Origin of the sequence: Oryzomonas rubra (genome assembly GCF_008369015.1) — a bacterium.
GTDB lineage: Bacteria > Desulfobacterota > Desulfuromonadia > Geobacterales > Pseudopelobacteraceae > Oryzomonas > Oryzomonas japonica.
Genome location: NZ_SRSD01000006.1, coordinates 235,255 through 247,944, shown reverse-complemented (window position 1 = coordinate 247,944; position 12,690 = coordinate 235,255). Strand labels below are relative to the sequence as shown.

The following is a 12,690-nucleotide window of genomic DNA, read 5'->3' as shown; positions in this document are numbered from 1 at the left end:
TTACCCTTATTTTCCTTGAACGGGCTGGTCATGAAGGAATCGCGCGGAAAAATCCTGATTATCGACGACGACCCCTTTTTTCAGAAAGTGCTTTCCGACGCCTTCAACGAGAACGGGTTTACGGTCTTTAACGCCAGCGACGGCATTGAGGGGATCAAGGTGTTCCTGGAAAAGGCCCCCGACGCCGTGCTCTCCGACCTGGTCATGCCGCGCATGGGGGGGGTCAGCACCTGCATGGAGATCAGCCGCCTGGCGGGTGACAAGCAACCGGTGATCGTCCTGTTGACCTCGATGTTCCATGAACCTCCCCACGAGCATGACGCCCCCGACATGGGAGCCAAGGTGCATATCCCCAAGTCCACCAAAGCGGTGGATATCGTCATCATTGTCGAGCAACTCCTGGGACGGAAAAAGATTCAGCAAGGCTGACGGATGCCGTTTATCTATCGCAATCTCATTCTCTCGCCGCATGACGGGGAGGACCGCCTGCCGGCGCTTGTCGCCGGACAACTCGGCGTCCCCCGCGCAGCCCTGTGCGACCTCCGCATCCTCCGCAAGGGAATCGATGCCCGCCGCAAGCCGCGCATCAAGCTTATCTATACCGTCTCCTTCTCCCTCGTTGACGATGCGCCCCTCCTGGCCCGTCTCACCCATGAGCCGGACCTGGAATGGCAACCGGAACCGGCGCCGGCACTCTTCCCGCCGGTCAGGTCCCCGCAGCGGATCGTCATTGTGGGCAGCGGCCCGGCCGGGCTGTTCGCGGCGCTGCGCCTGGCGGAGTACGGCCTGACCGCCACTCTTATCGAACGGGGCCAGCCGGTGGAACAGCGCAGCCTGGATGTGCAGAAGTTCTGGAAAACGGGGCTTCTGGACCCGGAGAGCAATGTCCAGTTCGGCGAAGGGGGGGCCGGCACCTTCTCGGACGGCAAGTTGACCTGCCGCTCCAAGGACCCGCTGGGGGCCTGGGTGCTGGAACAGATGGCCGGTTTCGGCGCGCCGCCGGAGATCCGCTACCTGGCCAAGCCCCATATCGGCACCGATCGCTTGCGCACGGTCGTCAGCGCCATGCGGCTGCATCTGCTGGAAAAAGGCTTCGCCATCCGTTTCGGCTGCCGACTGACCGATATCGTTACCGCCAGGGGGGCCGTTTCCTCGATCGTTGTCAATGACGGGGAGGAGTTGCCGTGCGACCTGCTGGTCCTGGCCAGCGGCCACAGCGCCCGGGACACCTACGAGATGCTGGAGAGGCGCAATGTGCCGCTGGAGCGCAAGGCCTTCGCCATGGGGCTCCGGGTGGAGCATCCCCAGGCCCTGATCGACCGGATCCAGTACGGTGGCCCGCGCCATCCCAGCCTGCCGGCTGCCGACTATGCCGTCACCTGGAACAACAGTGCCACCGGCCGCAGCGCCTATTCCTTCTGCATGTGTCCCGGCGGCGTGGTCATCGGCGGTGCATCGGAGGAGGGGGGCGTGGTCACCAACGGCATGAGCGGCCAGATGCGCGATACCCCGTTCGCCAACAGCGCTCTGGTGGTGAACGTCGCCCCGGAGGACTTCGGCGGCCCGGACCCCCTGGCCGGCGTCCGGTTCCAGCGCCATTGGGAGCACCAGGCATTCCTGGCGGGGGGAGGCGGCTACCACGCCCCGGCGAGCAACTTGATGGGGTTCATGGGGTTGCCGGGCAAGGGGCGACTCTCGTCCAGCTACCGCCCCGGCATCGTCGAGGCCGACCTGGATACGGTGCTGCCGCGGTTCATCACCCAGACCCTGCGGGAAGGGATCAACGAATTCGGGCGCAAGCTGCGGGGCTTCGTCACCGCCGAGGCCGTCCTGGTGGGTATCGAATCCCGCACCTCGGCCCCGGTGCGCATCCCGCGCAACGAGCACTACGAATCGGTGGGCCTTGCGGGGCTGTACCCGGTGGGCGAGGGGGCCGGCTATGCCGGCGGCATCATGAGTTCGGCCATCGACGGCATCAGGATCGCGGACACCATCGCCGCCCGGCTCGGTGAGACGGGAAAATAGGCCGATACATTTTTTACCGGGCTGAAGGGGATGAACAGGACACATCGCGGGTCATGGGCTCCACATGGATAGATTCCGTGACCCTTCCCCCGCGGTACCTCTTGTTTCAAGAGGTAGCCTCTTCATCCCTGGCCCATAAGGTCATGTTCGTAAAACCAAAGGAGCGTCACGTGGCAAAACAATTCGTAGCCGATATCAAGGACCGGGATTCGGTCTCCGCTGTTTTTCTGGTCAAGGAAAAGATCATGGCCATGGCCAAAAACGGCAAACCCTATATGAACCTGCGCCTCATGGACAAGAGCGGCGAGGTGGATGCCAAGGTCTGGGACAACGTGGATGCCCTGGACAAGCTCTTCGAGCGGGACGATTTCGTGCAGGTACGCGGCAAGGCGTCGGTCTATCTGAACAAGATGCAGGTGGTGGTGGCCGAGATCACGAGGATTCCCGAGGAGACGGTCAACCTGGCCGACTTTCTGCCCGAATCACCCCGCGACAGCGGCGACATGGTCCGGGAATTCGACGCGGCGGTTGCCGCCATCGGTGATCCGCACCTCAAGGCGCTCATGGAGACCTTCCTGGCGGATGAACCGCTCATGGCCAAGTACCGCTCGGCCCCGGCCGCCAAGGGGATGCACCACGTGTACCTGGGTGGGCTCATGGAACATTCCCTCTCGGTCGCCCGGTTGGTGAAGACCATTGTGCCGCTGTACGAGGGGATCAACGAGGATCTGCTGGTGGTCGGGGCGCTGCTGCACGATGTGGGCAAGATCCACGAGATGAGCTACGAGCGCGCCTTCGACTATACGGACGAGGGGAAGCTCCTGGGGCACATCACCATCGGCGTGGAGTTGGTGGAGGACAAGATCCGCATGGTGGAGGGTTTTCCGCGGGAGCTGTCCATGCTGCTCAAGCACATGCTCCTCTCCCACCACGGCCAGTACGAATACGGCTCCCCCAAACGGCCCAAGACCGTTGAGGCCACCATCCTCAACTACCTGGACGATATGGATTCCAAGATCAACGGCATCCAGGCCCACATCGCCCGGGAAAGCGCCAGCACTTCCCGCTGGACGTCCCACCACCGGCTCTATGACCGCTATTTTTTCAAGGGGAACGGCATGGACGGGGAGCAGGAGGTGGTACATGAGGAGTGCGGGGAGCAGGGGCCGGAGTCGGGGGAACCGGTCATTCAGGTCGAGCCCCCTGCCCGCCCACGGCGGGAGGAGAAGCCGGGCTTCAACAACCAGCCCCTGAAGGCGCTGGAGAACCTGGACCTGTTTTAGCTGGTTGTTGAAAAACGGCCATCTCGCCGCCGTCCTCGAAAGCCCCTTGTGCAGCGTAGCGTTGCTACGCTTCCGTGGGGCTTTTCTGCGGGTGCGACGATATGACTATTTTTGAACAACCAGGGTTCTCCATCAGGTTTATACCTTCACCAACCCCCGCAGGACCCCCAGATTCACCCCATCCATCTCGTCGTTGTCCCCTTTTGGGGTTTCCAGGATCTTGGGGATGGCGGCGAAACGCGGGTCGTTGAGGATGAAGCGGAACGGATTCAGCCCCAGAGCCCCCTGGCCGATGTGGTCGTGCCGGTCCACGCGGGAGCCGAGCCCCTTCTTCGAGTCGTTGAAGTGGAAGCATTGCAGAAGTCCCAGACCGATGATGCGGTCGAACTGGGCCATGGTGTCGGCATACCCCTCCTCGGTGGCGGTGTCATAGCCAGCGGCAAAGGTGTGGCAGGTGTCGAAACAGACGCCGAATTTGCCCGGGAATTGCGAGCCGTCGATGATGGCCTGCAACTCCTCGAAGGTCCTTCCCAGGTTGGTCCCCTGCCCGGCGGTCGTTTCCAGCAGCACCCTGCCCTCAAATTGCGGGACCTCCCGGAACAATTGGTCGAATGCCTCGACCACCCGTCCCAGACCGGCCGCAGGTTCGTCCGCCAGGTGCGAACCGGGGTGCATGACCACCTTGGCGATGCCGAGGCGGGCGCAGGTTTCCAACTCGTCCCGGAACGCCGCCAGGCTCTTGTCCCGCACCTCGCCGGGCTGGGACGCCAGGTTGATCAGGTAGATGTCGTGGGAAATCACCTCGTGCAGGCCGGAGGCGGCGAATTTCTCCCGGAACAGGGCGGCGTCCGCCTCGCTGACCGGTTTCCCCTTCCACTGGTTCGAGTTGCGGGTGAAGATCTGTACCACGCCGCAGCCGGCGGCAACGGCCCGGTCGATGGCCAGGTGCAGGCCGCCGGAGATGGACATGTGGGCACCGAGATAATCGTTCATGCAAAGCTCCCTTCTTGTCACGGAGATGCAGGCGGCAACATTTTACGAAGATCTGTACGTCTCCGTGTCCCGGCCGTCCCGTGGCAAAATCAAATTTTACACCAGATCCATATGGTTCCCGTAGAAGTGGGCGTCTACCTCGTCCCCGGCGGCGAAACGGGTGCTCTCGGCCGGCAGGACGGCGATGGCCTCGGCGTCCACCATGGTCTTGAGGATCGCGGTCTGCTGGTCCCCGGCCGACGTCGCATACCAGCGCCCGTCTACCCGTTCCAGGCGGATGCGCACGATCTGGACCTTGCCCGCCTTCTTGCGCATCTCGTCGCGCAGCACGACCTTGAAGAGCGGCCGCAGCACCCGGCGATGCCCCTGCATCGTGAGCAGGGCCGGCCGTACGAACTCTTCGAAGGTGATCATGGTGGAGACCGGGTTGCCGGGGAGGGAGAACACGGGGGTCGTGCCGTGGAGGGCAAAGGCCGTGGGTCCGCCCGGCTTGATGCCGACCTTCCAGAATACCTGCCGCGCACCCAACTCTTCCAGTACGTCACGCACCAGGTCGCGGTCGCCGGCCGAGACGCCGGCCGAGGTGATGAGGACGTCGGCCTTCAGCCCTTCCCGCAGCTTCTCCCGGTGGCTTTCGCGGGTATCCCGGGCGATGCCGATGATCAGGGGAATGGCGCCCGCTTCCCGTACCGCGGCCGCCAGGGAGAGGGCGTTGCTGTTGACGATCTCCCCCGGCCCGGGCGTTGTGCCCAACTCCGCGAGCTCGTCGCCGGTGGAGAGGATCGCCACGGTGGGGCGGCGGTAGACCGGCACCAGCGCCTTGCCGAAGCTGGCCAGCATGTTCACCTCCGGGGGGCGGATGATCGAACCGGCCCGGACAAAGGTCACCCCTGCGGCAACATCCTCGCCCCGGAAACGGATATGCTGTCCCTTCAGGACCGGCTCGTTCAGGACGACCTCCTGGTCGCCGTTGTCGGTTTCCTCCACCGGGACCACGGCATCGCACCCTTCGGGGGTCGGTGCGCCGGTCATGATCCTGACGGCGCAGCCCGGTTCCACGCGCACGCCGTCGGCCTTGGCCCCGGCCGGCAGAAAACCGCTGACCCGCAGCGTGCAGGGCGTTGTACCGCAATCGGCGGACCTGACGGCATAGCCGTCCATGGCCGAGTTATTCCACAAGGGCATGTCCCACGGCGCGGCCACATCGGTGGCCACGACACGGCCAACGGCGTCCAAGAGATGAATTCGCTCCGTACCAACGGGCGCAACGGAGGCAAGAATGACGCTCCGGGCTTCTTCGAATGAAACCATGCAATCCCTCCTGACAGATGATGGTGAACCGGCTGAATCCGTGAAGGTGCCACGAATTCAGGGACACAATAGCGGGAAGACCGCAAAAACACAATATGATTGCTAACCTTGCGTCGATGGGTATAATGGCAGATCGGACGCACCAGTACCAGGTGCCGTCATGCCACGGTAGGAGAACCACGTATGACCCTGTCGCACGAAGCAAAAGTCGGCCTGTTCTTTATCCTCAGTATCGTCCTGTTCGGCCTGATGCTGGAGCTGGGCAATCGCTGGAAGATCTTTGACCGGGGGGTCCCCTACAAGGTGTTTCTCTCCTCCACCACCGGGCTCAAGCAGGGGGACGCCGTCAAGCTTGCCGGGGTCGAGGTGGGAACGATCTCCAAGATTGCCGTTCAGGACAACCGGGTGCAGGTGGACTTCGAGGTCAAGCCGGGCACCCATATCAAACAGGACACGGTGGCCAGCATCCGCATGACGAGCATGCTGGGGGGGCAGTTCCTGGGGCTCTCCTTTGGTTCGCCCACAAGCCCGGAACTCCCCCCGGGCAGCACGGTAAAGAGCACCGAGGCGTTCGGCATCGACGCCATTATGGATAATGTGGGGGGACTGACCAAGGACGCCAAACAGTTGATCGTCGATCTGAACCGCAATCAGAACGAGGTCATGACCAAGATCTCCACTATCCTGGACGAGAACCGCTCCGCGGTGAATACCTCGCTTAAGAGCATCTCCAGCATTACCACCAAGATCGACCGGGGCGAGGGCGCCCTGGGGATGCTGGTGAACGACAAGCAACTGGGGCGGGACATCCGCGACGTGGCCGGCAGCCTGAAAACGGTCAGCGCCCGCCTGGAACGGGGCGAAGGAACGGCCGGCAAGCTTCTCACCGACGACCGCCTCTACACCGACGCCCTGGCCACGGTCAGGGAGATGCGCGACGGGATGGGTTCGCTGAACCGCATTGCCGCCCGCATCGACAAAGGCGAGGGGACGGCCGGCAAACTGGTCAACGACCCTGCTCTCTACGACGAGCTGAAGGCCACGGTGGTCAACCTCAAGGAGATCACCCGCAAGATCAACAGCGGGGAGGGCACCATCGGCAAACTGGTCAATGACGACAAGCTGTACCTGAATGCCATATCGACCCTCAAGAAGACCGAAAAGACCATGGAAGGCCTGCAGGATACCGGGCCCATATCGGTCATCGGCAGCGTCATCGGCACGCTGTTCTGAGTTTGGCCATGGCACCTGCAACCGGCAACGCCTTTCTGGATATCGCCATCGGCACCTTCACCATGCGTCCCTACGTGTTTGCCTTCTTCGGGGCGTACCTCCTGGCCTGCGTGCCCCATGTGGGGTGGCGCAGGACCATGCTCTTCACCGTGGCCGGCTACCTGATCGCCTTTGCCTCGGAGTGGCTCTCCATCAACACCGGTTTCCCCTACGGCTGGTACTACTACATCGACACCACCAGCAGCAAGGAGTTGTGGATTGCCGGGGTGCCGTTCTTCGATTCGCTCTCCTACGTCTTCCTCACCTATTGCAGCTACACCACGGCCCTGTTCATCGTTTCGCCCCTCAAGTCCTGGCGCTGGAACGTGGCCACCCTGGAGACGCGCGCCATCCGCCGCTCCCTGTCGGCGCTGGTCCTCGGGGCGTTCCTGCAAACCTTTCTCGATATCGTGATCGACCCGGTGGCCCTCCAGGGACGGCGCTGGTTCCTGGGGCAGATCTACGGCTACCGGGAAAACGGCGTCCACTTCGGCGTGCCGCTCTCCAACTATTGGGGGTGGCTCTTGACCAGTTTCTGTCTGGTGGCCGCCTTCCAGATGATCGACGCCCGCCGCCAGGGCGACGCCCCTAGGGGCGTCTGCAATCTCCCCTTCCGCTCCCTGCTGGGGCCGGTCCTCTACCTGTCGGTACTCATCTTCGACATCACCATGACCCTCCTGATCGGCGAGCGCTTCATGGCCCTGTGCGGTATCCTCATGTACAGCCTGCCGCTGGTGATCGTCATCACCCTGGCGTTGCGGCGGATCAACTGTTACACCAAGGAGGAGTTCGGCGAACATGTGCGGGACTACCCCTGGTCTCCGGCGGCAACCACACCGAAAGCCCGCTAGAAATTCCTTTGGGAAAACGAATGGGTCCCCCCTGCGTCAAGGGGCAAGGGTCTTATTCCAAAAAGCATTCAAGCTGATACCTAACCACCCCTAACCCCTCCTGAATCAGGAGGGGGACTATAGGCTCCCCTCCTTGATAAGGCGGGGCTGGGGTGGTTGATAGTAGCGCCATCTTGATTGCAACTTGGAATTACAGAGACGCCAGCAACCGGGCCATGGCCTGGGAAAGGCTGTCTGCGGCGATGCGGCTGTTGCGGGCCAGGCGCATGAGCTGGGGCATGATCCACGGTTTGCGCAGGATGGTCAGGGCGACCCTGTGGGGGCGGATGCGCAGGTTATGGTCGGTGAATTCGTCCAGGGAGAAACCCAACTCCTCGTCGGCTGCGTCGCTGACGGTGCGGATGCCCATGAAGGGGATGCCGTTCTCCGCGGCCACGATGGCGATGGCGGCGCTCTCCATCTCCACCACCGGGCAGGGGGCGCCGGAGGGGAGCAGCAAGGCGAGTTGTTTTTTCGCCATGATCGAGGGGGTGCCGGCAAACTGGCTGGCGAACACCCGCGCACCCGCCGCCGATTGTCGGGCAACGAAGTTCTGGGCCGCAGGGGCAATCGCCACGGGGACCGGTTGAACCGCCCCATTGGCGACGATACACAACTCCCTGCTCACTGCCACGTCGCCGACGCGCAATTCCGGCGCTATGCCGCCGCAAAAACCGGCCGAGATGAGCAGAGCGGGCCGGCATTCCCCTAGCAGCGCCTCCGCCGCAGCCGCGGCATTTTTGAAGCCCATGCCGGACTCGACCAGCAGCAGATTCCGCTCCGGCGTCCGGCAGCGAAAGGCCTTGAAACGCCCGACCTTCAGGGGCTCCGCTGCTCCGGCCGCCTTCAGGCAGGCCCGCGTCTCCTCCGGCATGGCGGTGATGATGGCAATGTTCATAACGTGGTCACTCCTGGCCGGACTGTACAATTATCGCCGTTGTTTTTCAAAGCATAATATGAAATGCTGGACAAAAGCATCCGACTATACTATATTTCCCGTTCACTTGTGGAGAGATGTCCGAGCGGTTGAAGGAGCACGCCTGGAAAGCGTGTGTACGTTAATAGCGTACCGAGGGTTCGAATCCCTCTCTCTCCGCCATATTTGCGCCCTCTGTTTCTTCATGACAATCAAAAGCCCCCGGACTTTACGAGTCCGGGGGCTTTTGATTGTCACCCGCACGCGTATGCCGGGACTTTCCAGCCGCGAGATGGCCATGAAGCCAGCCCGGGCGGAGCTCAATGCTGCCTGGGGGACTCCCCCTTTTCCGGCACCGTGGTGTAACGCTGGAAGTCGTTTCTCCCCGCCTCCTTGACCCGGTACAGGGCGATGTCGGAATTTTTCAGCAGGGTTTCCGCATCATCGCCATCATCGGGGAAGTCCGCGATTCCGATGCTGGCGGTTACGGAGAGGGAATGACCGTTGCAGACGAATGGTTTGTTGAACGCCGCAACGATCTTGGTCGCGGTCACGGCCGCACTTTCCGTCGAGGCGATGGACGGCAACAGCAGCACGAATTCGTCCCCCCCCATGCGCGAGACCGTATCGCTCTTGCGCAGGAGCCCCCGCAACCGTTCGCCCACGGCCTTGAGCAGCAGGTCGCCCATGCTGTGCCCGAGACTGTCGTTGATGTCCTTGAAACGGTCCAGGTCGAGGATCATCAGCGCCCCCCGGGTGCCGGTGCGCTGTGCCGAGGCCAGGGCCTGGCCAAGGCGGTCGTTGAGCAGTATCCGGTTGGGCAGGCCGGTCAGGGCGTCATGATATGCCAGGTGATGGATCGTGTCCTCGTGCTGCCTGCGTTCGGTGATATCGTTGAGCATCAGCACGAAGCCCGCCAGCTTGTCCTGCTTGTCCAGGATGCCGGACAGGCTGCCGTCGTAATAGGAGGTGGCCCCGTCCCTGCGTATCTCGGCGGGAAAGGTGCATTTCCCCTCACTCAGCACGGTCTCCCGCGCCTTGGCCAGGCTGAGGGGGGCGATCTCCTCCAGGATGAGCACATCGGCTGCAGAGCGGCCGACGACTGAAGCCGCTTCGTACCCGAACACCTGTTCCGCCACCGGGTTGAAGTACTTGATCTTCAAGGCGCTGTCGGTGGCGACAATCGCCATGCTGATGGAGGAGCGGAGGATGTTGTCCAGGAAGATGGTCTTGTCCAGAAGCTCCCGGGCGGTCTGCTGAAAGATGTTTTCCTTCTTCCGGATGACCTCCTTCAGGGATTCGATATAGCGCCCTTCCAGTCCTTTGATGATATCGGACTGGGTGATGATCCCTTCGATCCTGCCTTCCTTGTCGACCACCACCACCCGGCGGATCTTCTCCCGCTTCATGGCCTGGGCGGCCTCGTACACCGTCGTCCCGGTGGTCACGGTCAGCACCGGACTGCTCATGACCATGCCGACCTTGACGGTCTCCAGGTCAACGCCCTCGGCCACCAGCCGGACGGCATCCCGTTCGGTTATGATGCCCAGCGGCATGCGCTGGTTCGCCACGACCACGCAACTGATCCCCGGACCGGCCATGATGCCTAAGGCTTCGCTGATCGGAGCGTCGCTGGCGACGGTCATGACGCCGGTCGTCATGACCTGTTCGATCTTGCGCAACTCCACGAAGTATTCGTGCCCCAGGTGGTTGATCAGGTCGGACTGGGTCATGAGCCCCAATATCCTGCCGCCATGGTCCACCACCACATGGTGGCGGATACTGTTGGTGAGCATGAGGCTATAGGCCTCGTAGATGTTCAGGTTGCCGGAGATGGTCACCACCGGACTGGTCATCAGGTCGCGGATCGGCCGGTTCCCGAAGGGGACCCGCTGGTTGGTCAGCTTGACCAGGTCCCGCTCGGTGAAGATCCCCAGCGGCCTCTTTTTTCCCGCCACGATGAGGCAACTGATTTTGGCCCGCGCCATGGTGGCTACCGCCTCATCTGCCGGCGTTTCCGGCGTGACGCTGATCACCTGCCGGGAGATTATCTGCCGGATTCTTGTTTTTGCCGTACCTGTGGTTATGCCCATCGGTCTCGTCCCTTGATAATGGTAAAACATGCCTGATGCGGTTCCACGTTTTCATAGTGGACCAAATGTATCCAATATCACATTTCTGAGCGTATTTACAGCCTTCAATGCAGGGGAAAATAGCTGCACTCTAAACAGGCAGTTATGGAAATCCCGGATTGTCCGTCAAAAACGCAACAAGGCGCGGAGCCGAAGCCCGCGCCTTGTTGCCGACAGGTGTTGCACGAAAAAGGGTTATCCCAGAATGGCCTTCATGTCCGCCTCGACCGTGGTGATGGGGCCGAGGTTGAAGTTCTCCACCAGGAAGTTTAGCACGTTGGGGGAGATGAAGGCCGGCAGGGACGGGCCGATCTTGATGTTCTTGATCCCCAGGTGCAGCAGGGTCAGGAGAATGACCACGGCCTTCTGCTCGTACCAGGAGAGGATCATGGAAAGCGGCAGGTCGTTGACTCCGCAGTTGAAGGCGCCCGCCAGGGCCACGGCGATCTGGATGGCCGAGTAGGCGTCGTTGCACTGGCCCACGTCCAACAGCCGCGGGATGCCGCCGATATCGCCGAATTCCAGCTTGTTGAAGCGGAACTTGCCGCAGGCCAGGGTCAGGATGACCGTATCCTGGGGGAGCTTCTCGGCGAACTCGGTGTAGTAGTTGCGTCCCGATTTGGCGCCGTCGCAGCCGCCGATCAGGAAGAAGTGCTTGATGGCCCCGGACTTGACCGCTGCGACCACCTTATCGGCCACGCCCAGGACGGCGTTGTGGCCGAAGCCGGTCAGGATCTCCTGGCCCGGATTGTCGGGGAAGCCGGGCAGTTCCTGGGCCTTGGCGATAACCTCGGAGAAGTCCCAGCCGCTCACGTGCTTCACGTCGGGCCAGGCCACCAGGCCCCAGGTGAAGAGGCGGTCCTTGTAGGTATCGGCCGGGCGCTGGATGCAGTTGGTGTTGAAGATGATGGCGCCCGGGAAGTTGACGAACTCCTTGGCCTGGTCCTGCCAGGCACCACCGAAGTTGCCCGCCAGGTGGCCGTATTTCTTCAGCCCCGGGTAACCGTGGGCCGGGAGCATCTCGCCGTGGGTGTAGATGTTGATCCCTTTACCCTCGGTCTGCTTGAGCAGCTCTTCCAGCATTTTCAGGTCGTGGCCGGAGACCAGGATGGCCTTGCCTGCCTTGGTGCCGAGCTGGACCGGCGTGGGGACCGGGTGGCCGTAGGTGTCGGTGTGGGCGGCGTTCAGAAGTCCCATGACGGTCAGGTTGTGCTTGCCGCACTCCATGGAGAGGCCGACGAAGTCCATGAGCCCCAGGTTGGGGTCGGTGGTGGCGGCCAGCGCCTTCTGGACAAAGGCCAGCACCTCTGCGTCGCTGCGCCCCAGGATCATGGCGTGGTCCATATAGGCGGCCATCCCCTTCAGGCCGTACATGAGGATTTCGATTACGGAGCGGATGTCCTCGTTGACGTGCTGAGCGTTGATGCCGTATGCCTCACCCTGGACGATCATGCCGTTCAGGTCTTCGGCCGGTTTCCATTCCGCCACGGGGCCGGAGAGGGTGGTGCCCTTGGCGGCCAGGGCCGTGCGGGCCTTTTCCTTGAGTTCATAGCAGTGCTTGATGAGGCCGCCGATGCGGGGCGCCTCGAAATCCACGTTGGTGACGGTGGTGAAGAGACCCTCGATGGTGAAGCGGTCGATTTCGGGGTCGCGTCCCAGCTTGTCGGCGTAGAGCGCCAGGCTCTTCAGGCCGTAGACCAGATGATCCTGTAGCGTGGCTACCTCGGGTTTCTTGCCGCATACGCCGGAGATGTTGCAGCCGACGCCGTTTGCCGCCTGTTCGCACTGGTTACAGAACATTCCCATGGTTGTTTCCTCCCTTGTGTTGAGTGTCTGAATAAACTCGCAGGTGAGTTTTGAGCGTTTCT

The 12,690-nt window shown here is 62.3% G+C and carries 10 protein-coding genes and 1 tRNA gene; 6 read left to right on the top strand and 5 right to left on the bottom strand.

Annotation, left to right across the window (positions count from 1 at the left end; all coding sequences use genetic code 11):
- Positions 1-30 precede the first annotated feature (30 nt).
- The 3 genes from ET418_RS11665 (at position 31) to ET418_RS11655 (ending at position 3,308) form a co-directional block, all read left to right on the top strand.
- Positions 31-429, top strand: a complete 399-nt coding sequence (locus ET418_RS11665; protein ID WP_149307791.1) for a response regulator — start codon at positions 31-33, stop codon at positions 427-429.
- Positions 430-432: 3 nt separating this feature from the next.
- A complete protein-coding gene (locus tag ET418_RS11660) occupies positions 433-2,025 on the top strand; it encodes an NAD(P)/FAD-dependent oxidoreductase (protein ID WP_149307790.1) in 1,593 nt (530 codons plus the stop codon).
- 170 nt (positions 2,026-2,195) lie between these two features.
- Complete coding sequence (locus tag ET418_RS11655) at positions 2,196-3,308, top strand: 3'-5' exoribonuclease YhaM family protein (protein WP_149307789.1); 1,113 nt, start codon at positions 2,196-2,198, stop codon at positions 3,306-3,308.
- Positions 3,309-3,446: 138 nt separating this feature from the next.
- Here ET418_RS11655 and ET418_RS11650 read toward each other — a convergent pair whose 3' ends face one another.
- Both ET418_RS11650 and ET418_RS11645 read right to left on the bottom strand, forming a co-directional pair.
- Positions 3,447-4,301, bottom strand: coding sequence for a deoxyribonuclease IV (locus tag ET418_RS11650; protein WP_149307788.1), 855 nt, complete (start codon positions 4,299-4,301; stop codon positions 3,447-3,449).
- A 96-nt stretch (positions 4,302-4,397) separates the two neighbouring features.
- Positions 4,398-5,612, bottom strand: a complete 1,215-nt coding sequence (locus ET418_RS11645) for a molybdopterin molybdotransferase MoeA (RefSeq protein WP_149307787.1) — start codon at positions 5,610-5,612, stop codon at positions 4,398-4,400.
- Positions 5,613-5,795: 183 nt separating this feature from the next.
- Between ET418_RS11645 and ET418_RS11640 the strand changes: the two genes are divergently transcribed.
- Both ET418_RS11640 and ET418_RS11635 read left to right on the top strand, forming a co-directional pair.
- Positions 5,796-6,845 carry an MlaD family protein gene (locus ET418_RS11640; protein WP_149307786.1) on the top strand — a complete coding sequence of 350 codons (1,050 nt, stop codon included), beginning with the start codon at positions 5,796-5,798 and terminating at the stop codon, positions 6,843-6,845.
- Between the two features lie 8 nt (positions 6,846-6,853).
- Positions 6,854-7,735 carry a carotenoid biosynthesis protein gene (locus ET418_RS11635; RefSeq protein ID WP_149307785.1) on the top strand — a complete coding sequence of 294 codons (882 nt, stop codon included), beginning with the start codon at positions 6,854-6,856 and terminating at the stop codon, positions 7,733-7,735.
- Between the two features lie 190 nt (positions 7,736-7,925).
- On the opposite strand, the gene ET418_RS11630 is transcribed toward ET418_RS11635, so the two are convergent.
- Positions 7,926-8,672, bottom strand: a complete 747-nt coding sequence (locus ET418_RS11630) for a phosphorylase family protein (protein WP_149307784.1) — start codon at positions 8,670-8,672, stop codon at positions 7,926-7,928.
- A 110-nt stretch (positions 8,673-8,782) separates the two neighbouring features.
- Between ET418_RS11630 and ET418_RS11625 the strand changes: the two genes are divergently transcribed.
- Positions 8,783-8,873: transfer RNA gene (locus ET418_RS11625), tRNA-Ser, on the top strand.
- 137 nt (positions 8,874-9,010) lie between these two features.
- Here ET418_RS11625 and ET418_RS11620 read toward each other — a convergent pair.
- Both ET418_RS11620 and hcp read right to left on the bottom strand, forming a co-directional pair.
- Positions 9,011-10,783: a CBS domain-containing protein gene (locus ET418_RS11620; protein ID WP_188055490.1), complete on the bottom strand. Its 1,773-nt coding sequence runs from the start codon at positions 10,781-10,783 to the stop codon at positions 9,011-9,013.
- A gap of 234 nt (positions 10,784-11,017) precedes the next feature.
- The gene (hcp, locus tag ET418_RS11615) at positions 11,018-12,628 is read right to left on the bottom strand and encodes a hydroxylamine reductase (RefSeq protein WP_149307782.1); all 1,611 of its coding nucleotides are present in this window, start codon (positions 12,626-12,628) and stop codon (positions 11,018-11,020) included.
- Positions 12,629-12,690: the final 62 nt, after the last annotated feature.

Bases quoted from the DNA above. Each gene is read 5' to 3' on its own strand.
- ET418_RS11665 (WP_149307791.1), top strand. From the start codon at position 31: ATGAAGGAATCGCGCGGAAAAATCCTGATTATCGACGACGACCCCTTT.
- ET418_RS11660 (WP_149307790.1), top strand. From the start codon at position 433: ATGCCGTTTATCTATCGCAATCTCATTCTCTCGCCGCATGACGGGGAG.
- ET418_RS11650 (WP_149307788.1), bottom strand. From the start codon at position 4,301: ATGAACGATTATCTCGGTGCCCACATGTCCATCTCCGGCGGCCTGCAC.
- ET418_RS11645 (WP_149307787.1), bottom strand. From the start codon at position 5,612: ATGGTTTCATTCGAAGAAGCCCGGAGCGTCATTCTTGCCTCCGTTGCG.
- ET418_RS11640 (WP_149307786.1), top strand. From the start codon at position 5,796: ATGACCCTGTCGCACGAAGCAAAAGTCGGCCTGTTCTTTATCCTCAGT.
- ET418_RS11635 (WP_149307785.1), top strand. From the start codon at position 6,854: ATGGCACCTGCAACCGGCAACGCCTTTCTGGATATCGCCATCGGCACC.
- ET418_RS11630 (WP_149307784.1), bottom strand. From the start codon at position 8,672: ATGAACATTGCCATCATCACCGCCATGCCGGAGGAGACGCGGGCCTGC.
- ET418_RS11620 (WP_188055490.1), bottom strand. From the start codon at position 10,783: ATGGGCATAACCACAGGTACGGCAAAAACAAGAATCCGGCAGATAATC.
- hcp (WP_149307782.1), bottom strand. From the start codon at position 12,628: ATGGGAATGTTCTGTAACCAGTGCGAACAGGCGGCAAACGGCGTCGGC.